Origin of the sequence: Clostridium sp. Cult3, from assembly GCF_021655115.1 — a bacterium.
Classification (GTDB): domain Bacteria; phylum Bacillota; class Clostridia; order Tissierellales; family Tepidimicrobiaceae; genus PPXY01.
Window position 1 is genome coordinate 1 of the sequence record NZ_PPXY01000044.1, and the last position, 26079, is coordinate 26079.

Below are 26079 nucleotides of genomic sequence, written 5' to 3' on the forward strand. Positions count from 1 at the left end.
TCTAGTTATTTCTTTTTGAGTCATATTAAATATCTCCTCTCTCATATATGACATTTTATCAGAATGAATTTAATATGACATTATCATAGAATAATAATACTTTTTTGTTAAATACTATTGACAAATTATTATCTTAGTAGTAATATATATGAAATGCTTATTAACTTAATACTTTAAGGCAATGAGGGAGATAAAAATACATAAATTCTATCTACAGAGAGCTAATAATTGGTGAGATTTAGCGTTAGAAATGTATATAATGATCACTCCTTAGCTTCCGATTTGAAAGTATGTTTAGTAAATGAGGAGGGTTTCCACCCATATATGGATAGGGTTCAAGTAATTATGTATTTACTTCGACCTGATTAAAGGCGATTTTTTAATCGTAAAATAGGGTGGTACCACGAAAAACTTTCGTCCCTATGAATATCTATAGGTGTTCATAGAGACGAAAGTTTTTTTTATTAATTACATCAGAGGGGGTGAGAACGCAAGTTTAATAACCAGATATATCAAAATATTCTGCATATCATCATGAAAGGAGATCTGTTTTATGAAAAGAGAAAATTTCAGTTCAAAATTTGGAGTAATAGCTGCTGCTGCTGGTTCAGCTATTGGGTTAGGTAACATTTGGAAGTTTCCTTATATTGTTGGTCAAAATGGAGGGGCTGCATTTATTTTAGTTTATTTAATATGTATTATTCTAGTTGGTACCGTTGTTATGGTTTCAGAATTATCTTTAGGCAGAAGAGCACAACGAAATCCTTCTGGAGCATTTAAAGCCATAAGTCCTTCAGGAAAATGGCATTATACAGGGGTTCTTGCTATAGCTACCTCCTTTATAATATTATCCTTCTATTCTATGATAGCTGGATGGGTATTTTCATATTTCTTTAGTTCCATAACGGGAAAATTAATGGCTGTACCTCCAGAAAATTTAACCTTATACTTTGAGAATCTTGCAGGCAATACACCTGTAGTACTATTTTTTAATATTTTAGTCATATGTATAACTGCTTTTGTAGTAATATCTGGTATTCAAGATGGAATAGAAAAATACAGCAAAATATTGATGCCTATATTGTTTTTTACATTGGTCATATTAATTTTTAGATCTGTAACCCTAGATGGTGCAAAAGAAGGATTAGATTTCCTTTTTAAGCCGGATTTTTCTCAATTGACTACGGAATCTATATTGGAAGCTTTAGGCCACTCTTTTTATTCTTTAAGCTTAGGTATGGGGATAATTCTCACCTATGGCAGTTATATAAAAAAGGAAGAAAATTTAGTCAATTTATCATTAAAAATAATAGCAGCAGATACAATAGTTGCCCTTATGGCTGGAATGGTTATATTTCCTGCTGTATTTGCCTATGGCTTTGAACCAGGAGCTGGTCCTTCCCTTATATTTATTACATTACCAGCTGTTTTTCAAGAAATGCCCCTTGGTTCATTTTTTGAAACATTGTTCTTCTTACTCATAGGTATTGCAGCCATAACCTCAACTATTTCTTTATTAGAGGTTTCTGTAGCCTCCTTAACAGAGGAGTTAAATCTAAATAGGAAAAAGGCTACCCTGTTGATCTCTATAGGACTATTCATACTATCAGTACCTAGTACATTGTCCTTTGGGGCTTGGAGCAGCGTAAAAGTATTTGGTCTAAATTTATTTGATCTATTTGATTATATAGCATCCTATATATTCTTACCTGTAGGAGGTATACTCACCTGTATCTTTGTCGGATGGGTATGGGGTAGTAAGAATGCCTTTAAGGAAATATCTAGCGATGGCATGTATTCCTTTGGTGGATATAGGCTATATAATATTCTAATTAAATATATAGCCCCAATTGCCATATTTATAATACTACTATATTCAACTAATATTATTAGTTTCTAAAAATAAAAAGCATCTACTTATATATCCCTAGTAGATGCTATCTATTTTTCTCTTCAGAAGCTTTTTCCCATATCTATTATCTGGTTAATATCCTTATCTCCCCTTCCTGACAAATTTATTATGATAATTTTATCTTTGGGCAAAGTAGATGCTAATTTCATACCATAAGCTACTCCATGGGCACTTTCCAAAGCAGGTATTATTCCCTCTAATTTAGATAGTTTGTAAAAGGCATCTAAAGCCTCCTCGTCGCTAATAGACACATACTCTGCCCTTCCTATATCCTTATAATAACTATGCTCTGGTCCTATGCCAGGATAATCTAATCCTGCAGCTATGGAATGGATATTAGTTTTCATATCGTCTAATATATAGCATTTGAATCCATGAATTAACCCAGGTTTTCCTTTGGAAATAGAAGCAGCATGGCAATCTGAATGGATCCCCTTTCCTGCTGGTTCAACTCCTATAAAATTTACTTCTTCATCATCAGCAAAAGGATGAAATAAACCTATAGCGTTGCTCCCTCCCCCTACACATGCAATTAGGTAATCTGGAAGCCTATCTTCCGCTTCTAACATCTGCATTCTAGCTTCTTTGCCTATTATACTTTGAAACTCCCTTACCATAAGTGGATAAGGATGAGGTCCAACAGCAGAGCCTAATAGATAAAACGTATCCTGAGCATTTGATATAAAGTCCTCCAATGCCTTATCAACAGCATCTTTCAATGTGGCATTACCTTCTTTTACTGGGACTACATTAGCTCCTAATAATTCCATTCTAAATACATTATGCTCTTGTCTTTTTACATCTACAGCCCCCATGTATACAGTACAGTCCATCCCAAACAATGCACATACCGTGGCAGTAGCTACTCCATGTTGTCCTGCTCCAGTTTCTGCTATTATCCTGTTTTTACCCATCCTTCTAGCTAATAACGCTTGTCCTAATGCGTTGTTTATTTTGTGGGCTCCAGTATGATTAATATCCTCGCGTTTTAAATATATTTTGGCGCCACCAACATATTTAGTCAATCCTTGGGCATAGTATAATGGACTTTCCCTACCTACATAGTCTTTATAATAATAGTTTAGCTCCTGTTGGAAATCCTCATCATCAATATACTGATAGAAGTTCTCTTCTAACTCTTTTAACACTTCCTTTAGATTTTCTGGTACATAAGCACCACCATATTCTCCAAAATAACCATTAAACTTTTTCATATTCTTTTCCCTCCTATAATTTTATATAATAAAAATACCTTCACCCTAAAATTTTAGGGCGAAGGTATAATTCACGGTACCACCTAAATTATGCACAAAAGCATCACTCTTAATGGGACACTAACATGTCCTGTCCATAGATAACGGTTGGCTTCCGGCTAGTGATACTCATCACAGGATTTTCCCACTGCTTCTATAGGGTCCATTCGTTAATATCTATATCGCTAGGCTCTCACCGGCCCTAGCTCTCTGTAGATAATCGATTTTAACTACTACTCCCTAGCATAGAATTTAAATCCAATATAATTATTTAAACTCAATTATATATTAATACTATCCTATTTGCAAGGACTACTTGCTAACCAATTCTACTAACTTTTCTTCTAAATAATCCTTCAAGTCCTTACCTGCTATGGTTACCTTTCCTTCTTCATATAGGTCTGGCATCACTCTAAAGAAGTTGACTACAAGTTTGTTTTCATCTATAACATATTCATCTAAATGACCAGGAACAAATATTACCTCTATCTGTTCGTATTCAAAAGCTTCATTTATACCATTTAACTTATCCATTAGATTGTTTAGGTTTAATGTCTTAAGGGGAGTAACCATCATATTGGTGAATTCTAAATCCTCTAACATCCACATATTGTTATTCCAATACTTTCTATCCTTTTTACTTTCACTATTTAGTACTTCCCTATTGGAAATAGCACTAAGAACTTTTCTTACGGATTCCTTGTCAAATCCTTCACCATATAGGTATTCCATTTCTGGAAAATCCCCTATGCTAAGTATATAAGACTCCCCTACCTTTTCTTTTTCGCTGGTAGCTTGCCAATAGTATAGCATTGCTTCTACTACGTCTAAATTGATTTTAATTCTTTTTATCATACTAACACTCCTCGTATATTTATATTGTTAATTCTTCTACTATTATACACCTAGTATAGTTTTATTTTCTACCTATTAACAAAATAAATACCTATGAAAATATCATAGATATTTATTATATATCTATTGGTATTCTCCTCTTATGACCTTTGTCTTCCATTTACCTCTCCTATATACTGTATATCCATAGACACATATTAAAAAATTGCTAAAACTCATGGAAAACCATATTCCTTCTGGTCCGATCCCCATTAAATGTTTAAATACTAATATCATAGGTATTCTAATAAACCAAAGACGGCCTATTGCCATTGCCATAGAGTATTTTGTATGGCCTGAGCCTTGGAATAATCCTTGAAATATACTGAACATTCCCATGAAAGGCATGGATACAGAAATATATCTAAGATAAGTAATTCCTTGGTTTATTACTTCCATATCATCCTTTGATCGCATGAAAAAATCTATAATACTCTTATCTTTCCAAATCAAAAATCCTGTGCCAACTATGGAAATAGACAATACTATTATGGTAGATTTTTTAAAAGCTTCCATTACCCTATCAAACTGATTTGCACCTATATTTTGACCAACTATAGAAGTTAAAGCTGCTCCAATACCCATGGGAGGTTGCATTACCAATGAAGTTACTCTATTAACCATTGCAAATGCTGCTAAAGTAGACGTACCATAAGAGGCAATAAAACTATTTAACACCGTAAAACCTAGGGCAGCGCCTGATTGACCTATAGTAGCCGGAAACCCTATTTCTACTATCTTTTTTAGCATTATCTTGTCAAATTTAAAGCCTTTAAACTCCAATTTGATCATGGGGGAGTGATTTTTAAGTATGTATATTCCTGCAAATACTAATAAGGCCTGAGATAAAACCGTTGCAATGGCAGCTCCTGCTACTCCCATATCTAGGGTAAATATGAAAATAGGATCTAGTATTACATTTACTATAGCGGAAATGGCACTTAAAATAGTTGGAGCCAAGGTGTTTCCTTGGGCATTCATGATGGAGTTAAAGTTAAAAAACAAGAATACAAAGGGAAATCCTAAAAAGCTAATCCTCAAATATATATTGCTATATTTAGCTAAATCTCCAGTACCACCCATCCATCCTACAATATATGGACTTAAAAAGTAGCCCAATAATGCAAAGATTATTGAAAAAACCATGGATATAGCCATAAGCTGAGATGCGTATTTATTAGCCTCCTCATACTCCGACGCCCCTACTAATTGGGATAATATAGATGTTCCTGCAACGGAAATACCTATTCCCAAAGAAATAAATAAAAAAATTACTGGCCATACAAAGGAAGTGGCGGCAAATTGAACAGAGCCTAGCTTACTAACCCACATGGCATCAGCAAGATTGTATAGAGTTTGAATGAAATTATTTAGCATAATAGGTAGTGACAATGTAATGATTACCTTGTACATGTTCCCATTTAAAATTAATTCTTTTCTATCCTGTTTTTTCATGGACATCCCACCTTAATTATATATTAGTCTTGAATATTATATCATCAATAGATTAAATAATAAAGTCCTTAGATACTCGAAATATTTTATTTTATAATTTTAATCATAAAAAAGCTACATTTGGAATTCCAAATGTAGTTTTTTTATGATTATCTAATCATCATCATCGGCAATTTCCTTTATGGATGTGATTAATCCTGCCATGTTTTGTATCTCGCTAGGTATGATGATCTTAGTTGCCTTACCATCTGCTACTTTAGTAAAGGCCTCTAAGCTCTTCAAGGATACTACTTTGTCATCTACTTCTGCATTTTTAAGCATCCTAAGGCCTTCAGCTGTAGCTTCTTGTACCTTTAATATAGCCTGAGCTTGACCTTCTGCTTCCCTAATAGCTGCTTCCTTTTTGGCCTCTGCTCTCAATATGGCTGCTTCTTTTTCTGCTTCTGCATTTAATATAGATGCCTCCTTGTTTCCTTCCGCTATAAGAACTGCTGACGTTTTTTCACCTTCTGCCCTAAGGATCTTTTCACGTCTTTCCCTTTCTGCCTTCATCTGCTTTTCCATGGCATCTTGTATTTCTGCTGGAGGAATTATGTTCTTTAATTCTACCCTACTAATTCTAATTCCCCAAGGGTCTGTTGCTTCGTCTAATACAGATCTCAATTCCGTATTGATTACATCCCTTGATGTTAAGGTTTCATCTAATTCCAAGTCACCTATTATATTCCTAAGAGTAGTGGCAGTTAAATTTTCTATGGCCATTAAGGGATTGTTTACTCCATAGGTGTACAGTTTAGGATCAGTAATACTAAAGTATACTACCGTGTCTATCTGCATAGTTACATTATCCTTAGTAATAACCGGCTGAGGCGGAAAATCTACTACCTGCTCTTTTAAACTTACCTGGCAGACTATCCTCTCAATGAAGGGTGTCTTAACATGTAAGCCTACATCCCAAGTAGTTTTATAAGCCCCTAGTCTCTCTATGACAAAAGCTGTAGCCTGGGGTACCACCCTAATATTTACTACTATTCCTATAAGGATTATTACAAAGATTACTAAGAAGAACCAGAACATTGAACATTTCCCCCTTTCATTTTCTTAACTATAAGTTTAACACCTTCAATTTGAACAACCTCTACTAAAGTTCCACTTTTAATATCCCGATCATCCAAAGATTTAGCAGTCCAAATTTGGCCACTAACCTTTACCTGACCATAGGATAAAGGTGTTATATCCTTGACAACCTCCCCTGTTTTGCCAATAATACTATCTATATTGGTCCTTATCTTAGGGGTTTTTATATGTTTCATTAAAGCTGGCCTGAATACTAAGAAGGTTAAACCAGATGTAATTATAAATCCAATTATCTGAGTAGAAAACATCAATCCACTATATTCCAAAAGTATTGCTACTAATGCACCAACGGAAAACCATATACTTACAAGACTTACAGTGAACATTTCAATAATAAAAGTCGCTGCAAATATTATCATCCAAACAATAAACATCACCCCCTATTATCTTCTATTGTTCATCCCTTTCTTCATAGGTGATTATAGCCAAATATACATTCCCATGCTGAGTATACTCTATGTCGATTATCTCTAGTATATTTTCCTCATTTTCCAAGATCCACTCATTTACCTTGTCCTCAAGACTGGAACCATCATAATGATCCACCATAGAAACATGTTTCATACCATCACTCCTTTAAAAAATTCGTTATAACTAGTATATTTCTTAAAGGAGCAAAGTTTCCTAATTATTTTAGTTTTATTCCGTTTTCAATAAACTCTATCTTTCTCTCTTTCAATAGCCTTCCTAAAGCTCTTTTAAAGGCAGCTTTGCTCATATTTAACTCTTTACGTATTGTTTTTGGACTACTATCATCGTTTAAATATAGTACTCCGCCATTTTCTTCTGCCTTGTTTAGGATAGTCTCTGCATCTACTTCGATTTCTATATATAGTTTATCCCTTAAGCTAAGATCTAATTTTCCATCTTCTTTTACATTGATAACCCTTAGGTCTACTACTTCACCAGGGGTATATACACCTATTAGTTCCCTTTTGGGTATCAACCCTTCATACTTGTTGTCTACTGCCACAAAAGCACCAAACTCATCGTTTATGCTGTATATAGTACCTTTTACCCAATCATCTTCCTTATAAGGAGAATCACTTTCTAAAAAATCCTTTATTTTCATAGTTCCACATAGCCTATCGCTCTTATCTATATACAGTCCTATTAGATATTCTCTACCCTTCTCCAATTTCATAGTCTGCTCTTTAAAGGGTAAAAACAAATCCTTCTCTAGTCCCCAATCTAAAAAAGCACCTATTTTGGTTATATCTACTACTTTTAAAAGCCCTACATTTCCTAATGTCACCTTTGGCTTTTTAGTAGTGGCAATCATTCTATCTTTAAAATCCCTATAGATGAATACCTCTATTTCATCCCCTACTTTAGTTCCCTTTGGCACTTCTTTTTTAGGTAGTAGTACATCTTTATCTTCTCTCCTACTATCTTTGGTATTTAAAAACACTCCTACTGAAGTACTTCTTTTTACTTCTAAAGTTTGCATTTTGCCTAATTCTATCATAAATACACCTCTTCTTATAATTAACTCTATATAAAATTCTATCATATTTAGTATGCAAAAGCTTCCCCTATTTATGTAGATATAAAAAGTTTGAGAATTCAGTATAGTTTAATCATATATATTATATCTAATAAAACCCCTATTTAATAAAGTATTAAAGAGGGGTTTATCATTTTGATTAGGTATTTATATAGTAGTTTCCATATCCACTACTTTTTGTTGCCAAGTATCCCTTCTATAGATTAAATATCCATATATACATACTATTAAATTACTAATACTCATGGAAATCCATATCCCGGTAGGTCCAATATTGGTAAAATGTTTAAATATAAGGATCATAGGAAGTCTCACAAACCAAAGCCTTCCTATCTCCATGGACATGGAATATTTAGTATGGCCTGAACCCTGAAATAGACCTTGAAGTACACTAAATATACCCATTAACGGGGTAAATAGAGCACTATATCTTAAGTATTCAATTCCCTGATTTATAACCTCCATATCGTCCTTGGAACGCATGAAAAAATTGATAATCCCCTTATCTTTCCACAACATAAGCATACAACCAATGGTTCCCAAAGTAACCGTAAAGATTAAAGCTTTTCTAAAGGCTTCCTTTACCCTATCCATCTGATTGGCTCCTATGTTTTGCCCTACTATGGATGTTAAGGCTGCTCCGATACCAGAAGCTGGTTGCATTACCAAGGAGGTTATCCTATTTACCATTCCATAGGCCGCCATAGTAGATGTACCATAAGAGGCTATGAAACCATTAAGTACCATAAAGCCTAAGGCCGATCCTGATTGGCCAACAGATGATGGTAATGCTACATTAATGATTTTACTAATCCTGTCTTTGTTAAATTTAAAGCTTTTAAAATTTGGCCTTATCAAAGTTTCGGAGCGGAATAACACCAATATTCCTGCCACAGCTAGCACAATCCTTGATAATAAGGTAGCAACAGCAGCCCCTGCTATACCCATATCCAATGTAAATATAAATATAGGATCCAGTACTACATTGAGCAATGCACTGATCCCACTTAATATGGTAGGAGTCAATGTATTTCCTTGGGCAGTCATAATAGAATTAAAATTGAAAAATAAAAACATAAAGGGCATATCCAAGAAAGTTATCCTTAAATATATGTTGCTATATTTAGCCAAGTCTCCTGTTGCTCCCATAAGCTTTATTACAAATGGACTTACTATGTATCCTACAATTGCAAATACAATGGAGGTTATCATGGATATGACTATTATCTGTTCGGCATACTCATTTGCCTCCTTATATTTATCTCCCCCTAATAGTTGGGATAATATAGAGGTACCTGCGATGGATAGACCAAAACCTATGGAAATAAACAAAAAATTTACCGGCCAAACAAAAGATGTAGCAGCAAATTGTACCGAGCCCAATTTACTTACCCAAATTCCATCTGCCAGATTATATAGAGTTTGAATTAAATTGTTAATCATGATGGGTATAGACAGCAAAATCAATGTACTATACATATTCCCATTAAGAATCATATCTTTTTTGTTTCGTCTTTTCATTTAATCACCTTCACTTATTATTTAGAGTCTCTAAGCATATTATATCATCAATTTTAATAATTGGAATAGAAAAAGGAAATATAAAACTGCCCAAAAATAGGCAAATAACTATCTTTTTCGGTGCCTGGCACCAAAAAAGATAGTTATTGTATTTATATTTAAAATTTGTCGTAGTATATTTGCTCTTCTAATATGCCCTTTTCTCTTAATACTCCTACTACTGAATCTATCATCCCTGGGCTTCCACATAGATAGGCTTCTTTGTCTTCAGGGGCTTTAATATGTTTGTCTAACACTACATTTACCCTTCCCCGTTCTCCGGTCCAATTGTGCTCATCTAATGCTCTAGATAGAGTAGGTATAAATTCAAAATCGTATAGGTTTTTTTCGAAATCTTCCATTACATCTAGTAGGAATAGATCCTCTGGTGTTCTGGCCCCAAAATAAAACTTGGCCTTTCTATTTATATCATTATCCCTCATGTGATACAGTATGGATAGGATAGGAGCCATACCAGTTCCTACGGCTACCAATATCATATCGTTATCATATTCATCTCGGTAATAAAAATCTCCGTAAGGACCATTGATCTCCACTGTATCCCCTTCCTTAAGGAATTTATGAACATAGGTAGTGCATATTCCTCCAGGTACATAGCCGATTATCAGATCTATATAGTCTTTGTGTGAAGGTGGAGATGCTATGGAGTAAGCTCTATATACTTCTTCATCATTGCCTTCATATATAGGAGCTTTAAGTTGAATATACTGACCTGGTTTAAAGTTCATCTCTTCTCCTTCTTTAAACCTCAATCGCAATTTCTTTATAGTAGGAGTCATATCCTCAATGGATTCTACTGTGGCTTCATATTGCCTTACATTAAATAAATCCTCGGGAATTTCTATCCTTATGTCCTCCTTTACCTTGCACTGGCAAGAAAGTCTTATATTTTCTTCTAGTTCTTCCTCTGTAAGCCAAGGCAATTCCGTAGGAAGCACTGGTCCTCCCCCATCTAGCACCTTAACCTTACAGTATCCACAAGTTCCCTTACCTCCACAGGCGGAAGGGATAAATATCTCTTGGCTTATTAAAGTAGCCAGTAGGGAGTCCCCCCCTTCTACTATATATTCCTTATCATCATTTATGGTCAATTTCATCTCACCATAATTACCTATGGTCCGATCGGCCAAGGTGAGAAGGAAGGCTAATATACCACTAAAGGCTGTTACTACCGCTGTTGTTATAATTATACTTTCCATATATTATCCCTCCTATTGAATCTGTACTATGCCAGAAAAGCCTATGAAAGCCAAAGCCATCAAGCCAGTTATGATCAAAGTTATCCCTGGTCCTTGTAATCCTTTGGGGATACTGTCTTCCCTTAACCTCTGCCTAATACCAGCCATAGCCACTATGGCCAAGGTCCATCCAATTCCTGAACCTATCCCAAATCCAAGGGATTGAAGGAAAGTATATTCTCTAATCACCATAAATAGGGATACTCCTAATATAGCACAATTTACCGTAATTAAAGGCAAAAATATACCTAGAGCATAGTATAAATTGGGAAAATATCTTTCTACTATCATCTCTAGTAGTTGGACAAAGGCTGCAATGCTCACTATAAACACTATAAATCGTAAATATTCTAGCCCTAAGGGAACTAAAATATGATGAAATATTAAATAATTTAGTATTGTTGTAAAGGTCAATACAAAAGTAACTGCCTGCCCTAAACCTAAGGATGTTGGTATTTCCTTTGATACTGCAATAAAAGAACACATCCCTAAAAAATTGCTAAGGATCATATTATTTGTAAAAATAGCTGCAAAAAATATGACAAAAGGATTAATCTCTATCATTTATATAGTCCCCCCTTCTTTCTCCTCTTCTGGAGATAGGCTTCTAGCTACCCATATGATAACTGCCAATATAAAGAAAGCCCCTGGTGGCATTATCATTATAGTCCAATTAGTCCAACTATCTCCTAATACCTGATATCCAAAAATAGTTCCAAAACCTAATAGTTCCCTAAAGAAGGCTACTAAGAGTAGAACAAATGTATATCCTGCTCCTGATGCTAAGCCATCTAAAAAGGATGGCAATGGAGGATTATTTTGGGCAAAGGCCTCACATCGACCCATTATTATACAGTTAGTGATTATTAACCCTACATAGGGTCCTAAGGCTTTGCTCATTTCAGGATAATAAGCCTTGAGAAATATATCCAATATGATTACATATACTGATATAATAAGTACCTGAACCATCATCCTTATATGCTTTGGAGTAAATTTTCGTATCAAGGATACTGTAAGTTCAGAAAAAGCTGTAACAAACATCAAACCCAATCCCATTATCAAGGAGTTCATCATCAAATTGGTAACCGCTAATGCAGAACATATACCTATAACCTGCCTAAATATAGGGTTGTCATCCCAAAGGCCATCTTTGATGATCTTCTTTGGATTTGCCATCTATCTCTCCCCCTTTTTTAACTTTATGAAATTGTCTATATCTTCGTTAAGAAATCTACTTACCGATTTAGATGTTAGGGTAGCACCAGCTATGGCATCTATATTTCCATCAGGGGCAGGTCTATACACTACATATTCCCCATCCTTTGCATCGGTTAAATCTAACCCTCTAAACTGCTGTTTGAAAGGCTCTTCAGAAATTCTTCCTCCTAATCCTGGAGTTTCGCTATGGGAGACAAAGTCTAGCCCTAAAAGCTTATTATAATCAGAAGATATGGCAGCATAGCCATCTACAGTTCCCCAAAGGCCCGTACCCCCTATGGGAAAGGCATAGCCTGTTATTTCTCCACCTTCCCGAACTACATATATAGTTTGTCCCTCAAATTCTTCCTCTTGGATATACTGATTAAAGATATCTTCAATAACTTTTGGATCATCAGAAGGAGAATCTATATCGAAAACATACAGTATAGTTCTTCTCAAATCAGTTTCTTGATTATAAGCTATTACATCAGTAGTCTTGTAGTTTAAAAAAGCTAATATAAATGTAAAAAAAGCTGTAATTATTACCATAAAAATAATGGGAAAGCTAAAGGATTTTTTCATGCTACTACCCCTCCTTTATCCTTCGATTCCTTCTTAGATTTTTTCACATACCTTACCCCTTCATCTATTATTGGAGCAAAGGTATTTCCAATGAGTATAGCAAACATCATACCGCCTGCAAAGAGAGCGTAGCCTCTAATTATGACTGTAACCACCCCTATGAGTATGCCATATATCCATTTTCCCTCTTTAGTCTTAGGTGAGGATATGGGATCAGTAGCCATAAATACCATTCCAAAGAGGAAACCACCAGATAGAATACCAAATAGCGGATTGGGGATTTGAATATTTCCCGCTAAATACAGTATGCTACTTAATCCAGTAAAACCTATCAACACCCCAGCCATGGTCTGCCAAGCTGCTACTTTTTTGTAGATTAAATATATGGCAGCAAGTATTATCAATATAGCGCTAGTTTCCCCTAAAGAGCCTGGTACATTTCCTATTATCAGCTTCCATAGAGATTCCATCTGGCCTGTATCACGGAACATAAGCATTGGTGTAGCTTGAGATATGGTGTCTATACCTTCCGTAATATATGTAGCAAATCCTCCTGGAAAACCTGTTGCTACTTTAGACCACTGGATGGTTAATGGCTCAGGAAAGGATACGTATACAAAAGCTCTAGCAACTAATGCTGGATTAAATACATTTTTCCCAAAGCCACCAAATACTGCCTTCCCAAACAGTACTCCAAATACGATTCCAACAGCTGCTACCCACAATGGTGTCCTAGCTGGCAAGGTTAATACATACAGTATGCAGGTAACAAATATAGCTTCAGAAACCTTTCTACCATATCGTTTTTCAAATAAATATTCGGTTCCTACTCCAAATAAGCTTACCCACAGAAGCAATACAAAGGAACGCCAGCCAAAAAAATAGATAGAGGCTAGAATCAAAGGAATTAAAGCAATGATTACTGTCCTCATCATCTTTTGAGGCATAAAATATTTCTTCATAAAATTAGACAAATTAAACCACCTCCACAGTAGATTTTGCAAAATATTCAGAAGCTTCATCTATATTCATATATTCCCTTTTTATTGAAAAAAAAACAGATATAATGGATTTTATACCGCCTGTAGGTATATAAATGTTTTTATAAATGATAATAATTCTCATTTACAATTGCTGTATTTTATGCTATATTATTATTGGCTTAAAATTATCGCGGCAATAAATTTAGATGGAGATGATAATTTTGGCAAAGATGATGAATCCTAGGTTTAAGGAGTGTAGGAGACTAGGACTAAATGTATGTGGCCACCCAAAAGCTATGGATAGAGCAAGGGTAGGCACTTCAAGAGCAGATAAAAAACTATCTAATTATGGAATGCAATTGCTGGAAAAGCAAAGATTAAGAGCTTACTATGGTGTGATGGAAAGGCAATTCGTTGGATATGTAAGGGAAGCTAAAAAGTCCCAGGATCAGACGGGGTATGCTTTGATAAAAATACTAGAGTCTAGACTTGATAATTTAGTATATAGATTAGGCTTTGCATCTTCCATTAGACAAGCAAGACAAATGGTAGTTCATGGCCATATTAGACTAAATGGTCAAAAAGTGGATATACCTTCCTATAGGGTAAAGGTTGGAGATGAGATATCACTAAAGAAAAGTTCTAGAGATATAGAGTTATTTAGAGACAATTTCCTATCCAGTTTTCCAAATAGATATCCATATTTGGAAAAGGATGAAAATACTTTTTCCGGCAAACTAATAAGAATTCCAGAAAGAGATGAAGTACCAATAGAAATAGATGACCAATTAGTTGTGGAATACTATTCAAGACTTGTATAATATTAATGGACATCAGATTTTTGCTTAGCCTGATGTCCATTTATTTATATTTTCATATGTTCTTTATTGCTTTTCTTCGAATCTTTCATAGCAATAAGCATATGGTTTTGACATAACTTGCTTTCCTGTTCCAAGTTCGCCGACAAATTTTCCATTTTCAGCTACTAGTTTTCCTCTAAGAAATACTTTTTCTGCAATTCCTTTTTGTTCATATCCCTCGTAAGTGCAATAATCTGAACCTGAGAGACTATCTTTATTGCTAATAACACCTCTATAATCTGGATCAAATACTACTACATCTGCATCGGAGCCCACCATAATATCACCTTTTTGTGGATATATTCCACAAACTTTTGCAGGTGTTGTACAGCAAACCTCTACAAATTTTTGACGAGAGATTCTTCCTGTTTCTACTCCATATGTCCACAGCATATATAGACGTTCCTGTACACCTGGAGAACCTGGTGGTATTTTGCTAAAATCATCTTTTCCCTTTACTTTGCCTTCTGCAAATCCACCCATAATAGCACAATGATCTGAACTAACGCTAGTTAGCCATCCCTTGTTAATAGCTTCCCACATATAATCAACATCTGACTGTGGCCTAAGTGGTGGATTACATACATATTTTGCCCCTTCAAAATTGGGTTTAGATAAATTTTCATCGTTTAACATCATATAATGTGTACAGGTTTCTCCATAAATAGATAAACCATTATTATAGGCATCTCTAATAGCTTCCGCGGCTTCTTGATTAGTTACATGAACAACAAATAATGGGGCATCAGCCATTCTTGCCATATAAATAGCCCTGGAGGTTGCTTCTGCTTCAGATAATACTGGCCTAGAATCTCCAAAATATTTTGGTTCAGTTTTTCCTTCTGCTATGAGTTTCTTTGTTAAAACATCAATAATATCAGCATTTTCAGCATGAACCATAATAGTAACGCCAACTTCTTTACTCTTACAAAGAGCCTTAAATATCCATTCATCTGATACATAATATGGCATACCTTTGTAGGCCATAAATAGCTTAACGGAAGAAACTCCAACTGAAGGCATATTTACTAAGTCAGCAATAGATTCTTCCGATGGATCCATGATTATTCCATGAAGCACATAATCGGGAGTTGCAATACCATCAAGAGATTCTTTTTTATATTTTATTATAGAATCCTTTAGACCTACTCCTACCGGCTGAACGACAAAATCTCCAACTGTAGTTGTACCTCCTACTAAAGCTGCATGGGAAGTTTCATACCCTAAAGAGTTAAAGGAATTATAGTGAACGTGTTCATCTACGCCTCCTGGAAATACATATTTACCGGTAGCATCTACTATTTCATCTGCCTTATCGTCCATGCCTTTACCTATGGCTACGATCTTCTCGCCTTCTATCAAAATATCTGCTTTATATTCATTGACAGCGGAAATTATGGTACCATTTTTTATTAACAGACTCATCCTGCTTACCTCCTTATATTTAGGGGACACCCTATTATATTTTTAAATTTGGTGTCCCCCTAAGTTTAAGCTAGATAAATATTGATTTTAGATTACTTGTTGTATACGCTACTGTCAATGCCTTCTAGGTATTTAACTACATTTTCTACTGGTTCTACGTCAGCAAATTTAGCATCCATATCAAACATATTCCAAGCGATAACTCCTGGCACTCTGTCACCTACAGTTCCTTCAGGAACTATAGTCTTGAATCCATATCCTGTTGAATCCATAACTGTATGTCTTACACATGCACAGGAGGTAGCTCCCATTACTATTACAGTGTCAACACCCAATTTATATAGAGTTTCAGCTAGATGCGTACCAAAGAAGTTACTTGCATATTTCTTGTGGATAACTGGTTCCTCTGGTCTTGGTTTTAACTTTGGATCGATTTCCATCCATTCTGAATCGATTTCTAGTGTATGCATAGGAATTTTTTCATCCCATCTACAAAGATCCCATTGTTCTTTTCCCCAATATCCAGTAGTTGTATGGAAAATAGGAACTCCTGACTTTCTTGCAGCTTCTAATACTTTTAGAGCATTGGCACAAACCTCTTCGTTGTTTTCACATGTAAATGGATGACCATCTGACATCCAAGCTTTAGCCATATCTACAGTTGTTACTGCAGGTGCTTTACCATAGCCCATTCTAGTTTGGAATCCTCTTTCCTTGTAAATCTTTCTCGCTTCCTCAAAAGCCTTTTCTAATAATTCAGTATCAAAATCATATTGTCCGCCTCTGTCTACAAACTTTTCGTTTTTCATTGATAATCCTCCCTTTTACTTTTTATTTAGTATTTAACTTCTTGCCCTTATATAAAGCAAGTACCGTGCCAACTATTTAAATGGGAGGATTTAGCCAAAGTTGTATTTTTTGAATTAATTATAGTATTGCAATTTTGCAATGATAAATTAGCTTTATCTCTACAGTCTTGTATTCTACTAATGTTACAGCTTTGCAAACTTTTTCCCAACCGTTGCAATTCTGCAACACTGCCGCTATTATAGTAAATCCGTATCGATATTATGTTTTTTTATCTTTCTAAACAATGTAGATGGATGTATGTCTAAGGTTTCTGCCGTTTCCTTTATAGAATTATGTTTTCTTAAGGCAACAGTGATTATATTTTTTTCATACATATCTAACATATAGTTAAGCCTTGGTATACAATCCTCAGTCTCACAAGCATACTCTTCCATTACATGCTCTGTCAATACCCAAGAAGGTAGTTGTTCTATGGTAATCTGATCACTAGGATTCACTATAAATAGATATTCGATTAAGTTTTCCAGCTCCCTTACATTCCCAGGCCAAGAGTAATTAGTCAATATCTTCTCCACCTCAGGAGTTAGGACTATGGTTCGCTTATACTTTTTATTTAATTTTTCTAGAAAATAATCAGCCATTTCTGGAATATCTTCCTTCCTATCCCTTAAAGGAGGAATCTTAATAGGCAATACATTTAGTCTGAAGAAAAGGTCTTCTCTAAAATTACCTTTCTTCACCTCTTCTGCTAAATTTACATTGGTAGCTGCCAATACCCTTACATCTATTTTTACAGTTTTTTCAGCTCCTACAGGATGAACTTCCATCTCTTGAAGTACCCTTAATAGCTTAGGTTGGACAGATAAGTCTAACTCCCCTATTTCGTCTAATAGAATAGTCCCACCGTCAGCTAATTCAAACATACCAGTTTTTCCTTGGGAAGAGGCTCCTGTAAAGGAACCTGGAGCATATCCAAATAACTCTGATTCAAATAGTTCTGCTGGTATAGCTGAACAGTTGACTTTAATAAAGGGACCATCCTTCCTTAAGCTGTGTTGATGGATAAATTTTGCCAGTACTTCCTTTCCCGTTCCCGATTCTCCAGTAATCAATACGGTACTATCAAAGTTTGCAGCTTTTGAAGCAAACTTAAGGGTGTCTGTCATAGCCTGGCTTTTATAAATAAGTCCTTCACATTTTAGTTGTTCTTGTCTATATTTCTGTAGTTCATCGGAATATTTTTGGGTAAGCTCTTTAGTTTCTTCTAATTCTTTCCTCAAATTTACTAGTTCAGAAATGTTTCGAGTATTGCATACTACTCCCATTAGATTGCCATAGGTATCAACAATTGGATTTGCAGTAGTTAGGGCAGATTTTCCAGTAAAGTATTGATGTATAATGGATATGGGTTTCTGATTTTCTAATACCGATAGAGAAGCGGCTACATTGAAAAGTTTTTTGTCCAATAGGATTTTGAGGTTTTCCCCCACTATATCATCTCTTCTTAAACCCGTAGTACATTCATAGGCATGATTTACATATACGATATTTCCCTTTTCATCACAAACCAAAATCCCATCAGAAGAAGCTTGCAAAGCAGCAACAAGCAAGTCCTTAATTCTAGTATCTTCCGGTTCGTCAATTTCTAATGAGGCTAACATTCTCATACCTCCTTCGTAGATTAACTTGAGTCTAAGCTTTCTTAAATTCTATTCATATTAGTATCGTCTATAATCATTATTTTAACAATATGATATATCTATATTATAACAAAAAAATCCCCGGGTTGTAAAACATTATGTATTTTATATGTATTTTAATATAAAACAAACCTAATTGAATCTTCAATTAGGTTTGTCAATATATCTATAATTCATCAACCTTTCTATGTATTCTTTTAGAGAAGTCTATGACTTTCCTCTCATATTCTTCATCCATCAAAGGAGAGGTAAGTAAAAAATCTGCCGTTGATTGATTGTTTGCAACGGGAATATCGTATAGAACAGCAATCCTAAGTAAAGCCTTAACATCAGGATCGTGGGGCTGGGCTTCTAAAGGATCCCAGAAAAATACCAAAAAATCTATATCTCCTTCCGCTATTCGAGCACCTATTTGTTGATCTCCTCCTAAAGGACCAGATTTATAAGCCCGAACTGGTAATTTGACGGTCTCAGAAATTAAAGTTGCAGTAGTGCCTGTACCGCAGAGAAAATGTTCTCCAAGTTTGTCCTTGTTTAGTTTAACCCACTCTATCAAATCCTTCTTCCTATTATCATGGGCTACAAGGGCTATACGCTTTTGTTTATTCATCGTTATAGGAATAAAATCTTGTTCATACATCATTTTTAATCCTCCTCATATCTAATATTCCGCCTATATTATTATAATAATGTATTTTTTCCCTTTGTGCCATAATATATATAAGCTGCTTAGAAAAAATTCTAAGCAGCTTCCCAATTATTTCCTCCTTCTAACCCTTTTACATTCAATATTTTCAAACTCTCCTAAATCCAAATCTCTATTAGTCGGTCTATACCATCTGTATTTTTTTAAATCATGTTCCAGCTTATATGCTTCATATCCATGATAAAGTGTATTATTGTAATCATTCATTTTAAATACCCCTTTTCATTATATTAAAGTTTCAATTCTCCCATATTGGAATATAGAATATTCTCTTCTTCCTCCACTACTTCTTTTTTCTCCTGCAATGATTTTATACCTCCTAAATTTTTCTTTACCTTGTTCTTTACAATGTTTAATTTGTCCTCCGGTGCTAGGATTAAGCCATAATTAGTTATTAATGCTACTTTTTCACTAAACCTTCCATAATCCAAATTTTTTTCGAGGACTAATTTCCCTAGATTTCGTATTGTTATCTCTTCATCGAAATCATCCAACTCCCCTGATAAGACCATATTTCCATTATTTTTGATCAATTTTCCCCTTATTACCTCTACTTCTATATCCTTATCTTCCAATATTTTAATAACTTCATCTAAAATTAGATCATTACAAATTACATTTTCGCATGTTAAGGACTTAATATATTTATCAAGCTCTATATCCTCTTCTAAATATATTTCCACTTCCCCATCTACATAGAGTGTACTGTCTTTGAATCTTTTTATGGAATGATCATCTATATATAGGTCATCATCTATATATTTAGCTCCTACTGGAACTAGGCTCTTGGATAGAGAATAATAATCATCTATATACTTTGACAGTAGCTTTTCATTATCCTCCGTTACAATTATATTGGATAGCACCTGAATTTGAGACATTTTCTCTTTGAATAGTTCCATATCAAAATCCTTTATAGCCATCAATCTATTAACTGCCAGTTTAGAATCGGACTCTAAGCTATTTAAGAATTGATCCGTAATCTCAACAAGATCATCTATTAACATATATCCTTCCCTGTACCCAACAATTTTCCCATTTATCGTCCCCTTGGACTGGATAGTGCCTACTAATTTATTAGGACATATTACCTTCCCATTTACAATTATGGAATATATCTTCTCATCTATTAAACTTCTATCTACGTCTTCTCCAACAGTTAATTTTCCATTTAGAATGATAGCAATTGGATTTGAAAAGCCTTCTAAATAATCCCTGTCCAGCTTCACCTTCCCATTTTGCATTACCACCTTTACATCTAGTGGTACTTTAATATTAACTCCTATGTTTTCCCTTTTACAATTCTTTAAAAGTGCTTGAGATTCTTCACTTTCCAATAATATTCCTATATTTGTCATTTCGGTAATATTGCTAGCCAAATCCTCCTGGATTTCCCTAACATCTAATGTACCTATATTGCTAATCTTTGACATTTCAATACCTCCTACAAATTATTTTTTAACATCTTCATGGAAGCGCTTAACCAAGATCTGACGGTAGATGCTGGTATTCCCAATATCTCTCCAATTTCTCTACTATTTAATAACATATTGTACCTAAGATTTACGACCTCTCTATTCTTTTTTGGTAATTTATCTAATAAATCCTTTATAGCTATTTCTTCCTCAAAGTTTTCAACAGTCCCTAATATTTCATCTTTTTCCAATAATAAAACCCTGTTTTCCCTTCTAATATTATCTATGTTTTTATTCTTAATTACCCTAAAGAACCAGCCCTTTATCTGATACTCGTTCATGGCTATAAATATATCTTCCCTTTCCAAAGCTGATACATAGGCTTCCTGTACCAAATCCAGGGCTCTGTCTTCATTCCTGGTTATAGATTTTGCATATGCAATAAATTCCCTATTGTATTTTTTGTATACCATGTATATATTCACAAAATCACATCCTCGGTTAATGCTTTCATATATATAACGGATGAAAAGCCTAAACTGTCCAAAAAAAGTAAAAAGTTTCTTAATACTGTAACTAATTTGTAAATAGATTATATCATTTATCCTATATAATGGGCTTAAGGAGGGATGTTTGTGAGAAAACTCAGAAGGTATTTCCTATTGTCTGTAATTTTAATGCTCGTACTGGTTTTGTCTGTAGGCTGTGGGGCTAAACAATCAGAACCTAGGAATGTGGCTATAGAAGATAGAGACCACATGGCTCCTGAAGAGGCTAGCGAAGATATAGGCACCAATGAGGAAATGGGATTTGAAAAAGCTGAAAAAAGTCCTCTAGAACCAGAGAAGGTAATCACCACCATATATATGGATTTTGAAACGACAGAGTTTGAAAAATCCAGCCAGAGCCTTAATAATGCCATTAAAAAACATGGTGGATATGTAGAGAATTCCAGTGTAGATTATGGTCAATACCGTAATAACAAAAGATATAGAAATGCTTTCTATGTAATTAGAGTTCCTAGGGATAAGGTGCTAGATTTTAAATCAGAGCTGAAGGGTGTTGGAAACATCACCAGCGAAAGTACCAATAAGGAAGATGTAACCAAACAGTATAGGGACACTGAATCCAGGCTAAAGGTTTTAGAAGTTAAGGAGGAAAGGATTTTAGCCCTCCTATCAAAGGCAGAAAAAATTGAAGATATAATTAAACTGGAAAAAGAGCTAAGTGAAGTCATATACGAAAAAGAACAGTTAAAAACTAATCTTATGAATATAGATGATAAAGTAGATTTTAGCACTTTAGAAATAAATATTCGAGAAGTAGAAAAATTGACTACTCAAGATACGGTAGAAACTAAGTTTAGTACTAAAGTAAAGAATGCTTTTAATGATTCCTTATATTTCTTTAAAAGGGCTTTAGAAGGCTTAATCATACTATTAGTCTATATCCTTCCCTTTGCAATAGTAATCGGTGTAATAGCCTATTTCGTGGCTAAGTTTTGGAAAAGAAAATCTCCCCCAAAAGAATAGATAAGATGAAAGAACCCTTAGAATATTGGGTTCTTTTATGCTTAATGATATATCAATCTATTGTCCTCTTTTAATATTACATTTTGATTTTTTAATATTTGTTTTGTTCTATCTCCATCTCCTAAAGAATCTAGATATACTATCTCCCTTGGTCTTATCTTTATTATCTTTATATTATCCTTTTCATAATCCAGCTGATAGGCATCGGGATAATGTTTCTTTGCCTCTTCTAATAGATTTGCATTGTCTAAACTTGTAGTAGCTATCCCAAATATTTGGACTCCCTTTATCTGTCTGTAATTGATATAATCCGTATTTACCAGTAAACAAACATTGGGATTTTCGGCAATGGCCTTAAATTTTTCTCCTCCTGCTGATATTATATATATGTCCATATCTTCCCCTAAGAAATACAGTACAGGACTAGATCTAGGAATATCCCCTAGACAAGTGGCCAATGATCCTTCCTTATGTTCTCGTAAAAACTCCAATATTTGCTTTCTTAATTCCTCCGGCAACATCCTATTATTCATATATTATATGCTCCTTCCTGCCCTATATATTAAAAGCTACACTATTTATTATTTGATTGATTAGGTAAAACTATACCATTAATATTGTTGAGATTATCCTAATATTCTGATAAGATTATAATCATCAATATATTTAGAGAGTCTAAAGGAGTGATTAGATGAAAATTAAAATTGGCAAAGGTGGAGAAGTTCAAGTATTACCTATATTTAAAGGAACCGATTCTATTGAAGAAGCAAAAGAATTATATGCCTATCTTAGGAAAAAGGAGTTGTTTAATGGCGAGGTTGGAGAAATCTACTCTCATATCTCCTATAGGGAAGAAAATTTATTACTATTAGGGTTAGGAGAAGAAGATAAGCTAAATACCAATTCCTTAAGACAAGCTTTTTTCAAGGCAAGTAAGGAGCTAATGAAACTAAAGGTAGAAAGCCTAAACCTTGCTGTACCTCAGTTTAAGAATATTGACTATAAAGATACTATTATGGCGATAGTGGAAGGATTTCTACAATCGGAATACAGCTTTGAAAAATATCTGACTAATAAAAAGACTAAAGCTACTATAGAAGAAGTTTATCTAGATGTACTAGAAGGAAAAGAAGAAATAGCCTCTGAAGCTATTGAAGAGATAAAAGGTCTAATTGAAGGAGTATTCTTAGCTAGGGATTTGGTAAATGAGCCAGCTATGTATATGACTCCTGAAGCTTTAGCAGATAATGCAAAGAAGGAACTAGAAGATTTAGGAGTTAAGGTATATGTGTATGGAAGGGAAAAAATAGAAGAATTAGGCATGGAGGCCTTCTTAGCAGTTTCGGAAGGTTCTAAACAGGAGCCTCAATTGATAGTTATGGAATACGAAGGGAATCCTAACTCTGAAGAAAAAATAGGGCTGGTAGGAAAAGGCCTGACCTATGACTCTGGTGGATACTGTATTAAATCAGCAAAAGGTATGGTGGGTATGCATTCGGATATGGCTGGTTCCGCTTCCGTAATAGGAGCTATGAAAGCTATTGCCAGTTCTAAGTTAGATAAAAATGTAGTAGGTGTAGTGGCAGCTTGTGAAAATATGATTTCTGGTAGCGCATATAAGCCAGGAGATATTATAGGCTCCATGTCTGGAAAAACTATAGAAGTGCAAAATACCGATGCCGAGGGTAGACTAACCCTTGCCGATGCTTTATGGTATGCTGTTAAGGAAGCTGAGGTTAACAAGGTGATCGATATAGCCACCCTAACAGGTGCATGTGTAGTAGCCCTTGGCAATGTAAATTCTGGTGCTATTACCAATGATGAAGATCTGATGGAACAAGTGAAAAAAGCCAGTGAAATATCTGGAGAGCCAGTTTGGGAACTTCCTCACAATGATGAATATAGAGAATATATCAAAGGGAAATTTGCAGATTTGAAAAACAGCGGTGGAAGAGGAGCTGGTACCATAACAGCAGGTCTATTCCTTGAAGAGTTCGTAGACAATACTCCTTGGGTTCATCTAGATATTGCAGGAACTTCCTATCTTTCCGATGGTCAAGGATACCTACCTAAAGGAGCTACTGGCGTACCAGTCAAAACACTATACCATTTAGTAAAAGAAATTTAAATAAAGGCGGACTTTTACGTCCGCCTATTATAACCATTGAATTTTCAGAATATTGAATAACTTTCTTTTTTGGTGCCTGGCACCATTTTTGAAAGTTATTGATATTTTCTTTTTTGACCAAATAGTTCATCTTTGGTATACATGGCTATTTTATATATGTGATCGGCTATTCTTTCCAGATGTCCTACCATATCTATGAATAGTACTCCTGAATCTACATTGCATACTCCTTCGTTAAGCCTTCTTATATGGTTTTCTTGGAATTCTTCGCTCATATCATCTACTTTGTTTTCCAGGTCTACAATTTTTCTTATAGTCTCCTCGTCTTTTTCCCTAAGGGTTATCATGGTGTTGTCAAACATTTCAATTATAGTCTCTTCTATTTCCTTTAATTCACCGATGGCATCGTCAGTAAAGGATAAATTGCCATCTACCTTCTTTTGATACAAAGAAGCTATCTCTATGACCCTATCCCCAGATCTTTCAATATTGTTAATACTACTTATCATGGCTGGTACCATGATAGATTGACTTTCTGTCAACTCTTTTCTGGAAAGTTCAACTATGTATTTGGTTAAATCCTTCTGCATAATATTTATAGTATCCTCATTGTCAGCTATTGTCGACATCTTCTTCATATCGTCGGTATATATCATATCCATTACATCGATAATCATCTCTTTTAATATCTCAGTTCCTCTTATCAATTGGGAACGAGAAGCTTGCAATGCTGCTACTGGTGTATCCAACAGCAATTTGTCTAAATATACCTTTTCCTTATGGGTTTCATCCTTAGGCCTTATTACCCTATTTAAGAATCTAACATAGTAATCCGTCAAGGGCAAAAATATTAATGCATTTATGGAATTAAATAGTGTATGGGAATTAGCAATATATACGGATATATCCCCGTTAGGATGAAAACGAGAAGTAACTCCTACTACAATTTTCATAAATAAGGGTAAAGCTATGCCTGTCAATACAACCCCAAATAGATTATAAAAGGTATGAGCCCAGGCAGTTCTCCTTGCATTTATATTCCCTGTCATACTTGCCAACTGAGCAGTAAGGCATGTCCCTATATTGTCTCCTAGCATTATACATATGGCTGATTGTAAATCTAGTAGTCCCGCTTGGCTTAATACCATTACAAGGCCAATAGTTGCAGCACTACTATGTACCATAGCTGTTACAAATGCTCCCAATAATATTCCTACTATTGGAATCGATGCATAGTGAGTAAAGAAATATCTTAGGGATTCACTCTGTTGCATATAGGGTATTCCACCATTTAATATTTTTAATCCTAAAAACATCATTCCAAAACCCATTAAAGCCTGTCCAATGTTTTTCAATTTTTTATTTTTAAATATATTATTAATAGCAAAACCTATCCCTAATATGGGAAGGGCAATATCCGTTAGTTTAAATTTAAAACTAAAGGCCATTAGTTGGGCAGTTATAGTAGTACCAATATTTGCCCCATAAATAATTCCCACAGCTTGAGGAAGATTCATAAGACCAGAGTTTACAAAGCCAACGGTTAATACCGTAACTGCCGTACTACTTTGGACAACCGCAGTTACCAAAATACCTACTAGAAAAGCACTCCAAACCTTGCCGGTTAAAACCGTCAATATCTTCTTCATGGTCTCACCAGAGGCTTTTTCCAAGCCATCTCCCATCATATCTACTCCATACATAAGAAGAGCAGTTCCACCGATTACACCAAATATGAGTTCTTCCATTTAATTGCCT

27 protein-coding genes and 2 other annotated features are annotated in these 26079 nt (G+C 34.7%); of the genes, 4 read left to right on the forward strand and 23 right to left on the reverse strand.

What is annotated here, in order from left to right; translation table 11 throughout:
* Nucleotides 1-172 precede the first annotated feature (172 nt).
* Nucleotides 173-425: a binding site (T-box leader), on the forward strand.
* Between the two features lie 128 nt (nucleotides 426-553).
* Nucleotides 554-1900 (forward strand): sodium-dependent transporter, encoded by a 1347-nt coding sequence (locus C3E88_RS08870; protein ID WP_236909821.1) that lies wholly within the window; start codon nucleotides 554-556, stop codon nucleotides 1898-1900.
* A gap of 53 nt (nucleotides 1901-1953) precedes the next feature.
* Here C3E88_RS08870 and trpB read toward each other — a convergent pair whose 3' ends face one another.
* The 14 genes from trpB to C3E88_RS08940 all read right to left on the reverse strand — a co-directional run bounded on the left by trpB (nucleotide 1954) and on the right by C3E88_RS08940 (nucleotide 13887).
* Nucleotides 1954-3126 carry a tryptophan synthase subunit beta gene (trpB, locus tag C3E88_RS08875; RefSeq protein WP_236909822.1) on the reverse strand — a complete coding sequence of 391 codons (1173 nt, stop codon included), beginning with the start codon at nucleotides 3124-3126 and terminating at the stop codon, nucleotides 1954-1956.
* A 51-nt stretch (nucleotides 3127-3177) separates the two neighbouring features.
* Nucleotides 3178-3421 (reverse strand) — a binding site (T-box leader).
* A gap of 56 nt (nucleotides 3422-3477) precedes the next feature.
* Complete coding sequence (locus tag C3E88_RS08880) at nucleotides 3478-4020, reverse strand: TDE2712 family protein (protein ID WP_236909823.1); 543 nt, start codon at nucleotides 4018-4020, stop codon at nucleotides 3478-3480.
* Between the two features lie 123 nt (nucleotides 4021-4143).
* The gene (locus tag C3E88_RS08885; protein ID WP_236909824.1) at nucleotides 4144-5514 is read right to left on the reverse strand and encodes an MATE family efflux transporter; all 1371 of its coding nucleotides are present in this window, start codon (nucleotides 5512-5514) and stop codon (nucleotides 4144-4146) included.
* Between the two features lie 153 nt (nucleotides 5515-5667).
* The gene (locus C3E88_RS08890) at nucleotides 5668-6591 is read right to left on the reverse strand and encodes an SPFH domain-containing protein (RefSeq protein WP_236909825.1); all 924 of its coding nucleotides are present in this window, start codon (nucleotides 6589-6591) and stop codon (nucleotides 5668-5670) included.
* Nucleotides 6573-7025: an NfeD family protein gene (locus C3E88_RS08895; protein WP_236909826.1), complete on the reverse strand. Its 453-nt coding sequence runs from the start codon at nucleotides 7023-7025 to the stop codon at nucleotides 6573-6575. Before C3E88_RS08895 ends, C3E88_RS08890 begins: the two co-directional genes overlap by 19 nt.
* A 16-nt stretch (nucleotides 7026-7041) precedes the next feature.
* Complete coding sequence (locus C3E88_RS08900; RefSeq protein ID WP_236909827.1) at nucleotides 7042-7215, reverse strand: hypothetical protein; 174 nt, start codon at nucleotides 7213-7215, stop codon at nucleotides 7042-7044.
* A gap of 64 nt (nucleotides 7216-7279) precedes the next feature.
* Nucleotides 7280-8119, reverse strand: coding sequence for a CvfB family protein (locus C3E88_RS08905; protein ID WP_236909828.1), 840 nt, complete (start codon nucleotides 8117-8119; stop codon nucleotides 7280-7282).
* Nucleotides 8120-8305: 186 nt separating this feature from the next.
* Complete coding sequence (locus C3E88_RS08910; RefSeq protein ID WP_236909829.1) at nucleotides 8306-9679, reverse strand: MATE family efflux transporter; 1374 nt, start codon at nucleotides 9677-9679, stop codon at nucleotides 8306-8308.
* A 158-nt stretch (nucleotides 9680-9837) separates the two neighbouring features.
* A complete protein-coding gene (locus C3E88_RS08915; RefSeq protein ID WP_236909830.1) occupies nucleotides 9838-10938 on the reverse strand; it encodes an NADH:ubiquinone reductase (Na(+)-transporting) subunit F in 1101 nt (366 codons plus the stop codon).
* A gap of 12 nt (nucleotides 10939-10950) precedes the next feature.
* The gene (locus C3E88_RS08920; RefSeq protein WP_236909831.1) at nucleotides 10951-11541 is read right to left on the reverse strand and encodes an NADH:ubiquinone reductase (Na(+)-transporting) subunit E; all 591 of its coding nucleotides are present in this window, start codon (nucleotides 11539-11541) and stop codon (nucleotides 10951-10953) included.
* A complete protein-coding gene (locus C3E88_RS08925; protein ID WP_236909832.1) occupies nucleotides 11542-12156 on the reverse strand; it encodes an NADH:ubiquinone reductase (Na(+)-transporting) subunit D in 615 nt (204 codons plus the stop codon).
* Nucleotides 12157-12762, reverse strand: coding sequence for an FMN-binding protein (locus C3E88_RS08930; protein WP_236909833.1), 606 nt, complete (start codon nucleotides 12760-12762; stop codon nucleotides 12157-12159).
* Nucleotides 12759-13736 (reverse strand): RnfABCDGE type electron transport complex subunit D, encoded by a 978-nt coding sequence (locus C3E88_RS08935; protein ID WP_236909834.1) that lies wholly within the window; start codon nucleotides 13734-13736, stop codon nucleotides 12759-12761. The genes C3E88_RS08930 and C3E88_RS08935 overlap by 4 nt, the downstream gene beginning before the upstream one ends.
* 1 nt (nucleotide 13737) lies before the next feature.
* A complete protein-coding gene (locus C3E88_RS08940) occupies nucleotides 13738-13887 on the reverse strand; it encodes a hypothetical protein (protein WP_236909835.1) in 150 nt (49 codons plus the stop codon).
* A gap of 79 nt (nucleotides 13888-13966) precedes the next feature.
* Between C3E88_RS08940 and rpsD the strand changes: the two genes are divergently transcribed.
* On the forward strand, nucleotides 13967-14566 hold the full coding sequence (gene rpsD / locus C3E88_RS08945) for a 30S ribosomal protein S4 (RefSeq protein WP_236909860.1): 600 nt from the start codon (nucleotides 13967-13969) through the stop codon (nucleotides 14564-14566).
* A gap of 63 nt (nucleotides 14567-14629) precedes the next feature.
* On the opposite strand, the gene hydA is transcribed toward rpsD, so the two are convergent.
* From hydA to C3E88_RS08980, 7 genes are all read right to left on the reverse strand, one after another.
* Nucleotides 14630-16030, reverse strand: coding sequence for a dihydropyrimidinase (hydA, locus tag C3E88_RS08950; protein ID WP_236909836.1), 1401 nt, complete (start codon nucleotides 16028-16030; stop codon nucleotides 14630-14632).
* Between the two features lie 92 nt (nucleotides 16031-16122).
* Nucleotides 16123-16839, reverse strand: a complete 717-nt coding sequence (locus tag C3E88_RS08955; RefSeq protein ID WP_236909837.1) for an isochorismatase family protein — start codon at nucleotides 16837-16839, stop codon at nucleotides 16123-16125.
* 237 nt (nucleotides 16840-17076) lie between these two features.
* A complete protein-coding gene (locus C3E88_RS08960; protein WP_236909838.1) occupies nucleotides 17077-18501 on the reverse strand; it encodes a sigma-54 interaction domain-containing protein in 1425 nt (474 codons plus the stop codon).
* Nucleotides 18502-18706: 205 nt separating this feature from the next.
* Nucleotides 18707-19180: a methylglyoxal synthase gene (locus C3E88_RS08965; RefSeq protein WP_236909861.1), complete on the reverse strand. Its 474-nt coding sequence runs from the start codon at nucleotides 19178-19180 to the stop codon at nucleotides 18707-18709.
* A 117-nt stretch (nucleotides 19181-19297) separates the two neighbouring features.
* A complete protein-coding gene (locus C3E88_RS08970; RefSeq protein ID WP_236909839.1) occupies nucleotides 19298-19453 on the reverse strand; it encodes a hypothetical protein in 156 nt (51 codons plus the stop codon).
* A 23-nt stretch (nucleotides 19454-19476) separates the two neighbouring features.
* Nucleotides 19477-20679 (reverse strand): hypothetical protein, encoded by a 1203-nt coding sequence (locus tag C3E88_RS08975; protein ID WP_236909840.1) that lies wholly within the window; start codon nucleotides 20677-20679, stop codon nucleotides 19477-19479.
* Nucleotides 20680-20690: 11 nt separating this feature from the next.
* A complete protein-coding gene (locus C3E88_RS08980; RefSeq protein ID WP_236909841.1) occupies nucleotides 20691-21146 on the reverse strand; it encodes an RNA polymerase sigma factor in 456 nt (151 codons plus the stop codon).
* Nucleotides 21147-21296: 150 nt separating this feature from the next.
* Here C3E88_RS08980 and C3E88_RS08985 point away from each other — a divergent pair, with 150 nt between their 5' ends.
* Nucleotides 21297-22193 (forward strand): DUF4349 domain-containing protein, encoded by an 897-nt coding sequence (locus C3E88_RS08985; RefSeq protein ID WP_236909842.1) that lies wholly within the window; start codon nucleotides 21297-21299, stop codon nucleotides 22191-22193.
* Between the two features lie 41 nt (nucleotides 22194-22234).
* Here the strand turns inward: C3E88_RS08985 and C3E88_RS08990 are convergent, their stop codons facing one another.
* Complete coding sequence (locus C3E88_RS08990) at nucleotides 22235-22726, reverse strand: pyridoxamine 5'-phosphate oxidase family protein (RefSeq protein ID WP_236909843.1); 492 nt, start codon at nucleotides 22724-22726, stop codon at nucleotides 22235-22237.
* Nucleotides 22727-22884: 158 nt separating this feature from the next.
* Between C3E88_RS08990 and C3E88_RS08995 the strand changes: the two genes are divergently transcribed.
* Entirely contained in the window at nucleotides 22885-24321 is a 1437-nt protein-coding gene (locus tag C3E88_RS08995; protein WP_236909844.1) for a leucyl aminopeptidase, read from the forward strand.
* A gap of 95 nt (nucleotides 24322-24416) precedes the next feature.
* On the opposite strand, the gene C3E88_RS09000 is transcribed toward C3E88_RS08995, so the two are convergent.
* Entirely contained in the window at nucleotides 24417-26069 is a 1653-nt protein-coding gene (locus C3E88_RS09000) for a Na/Pi cotransporter family protein (protein WP_236909845.1), read from the reverse strand.
* Nucleotides 26070-26079 lie beyond the last annotated feature (10 nt).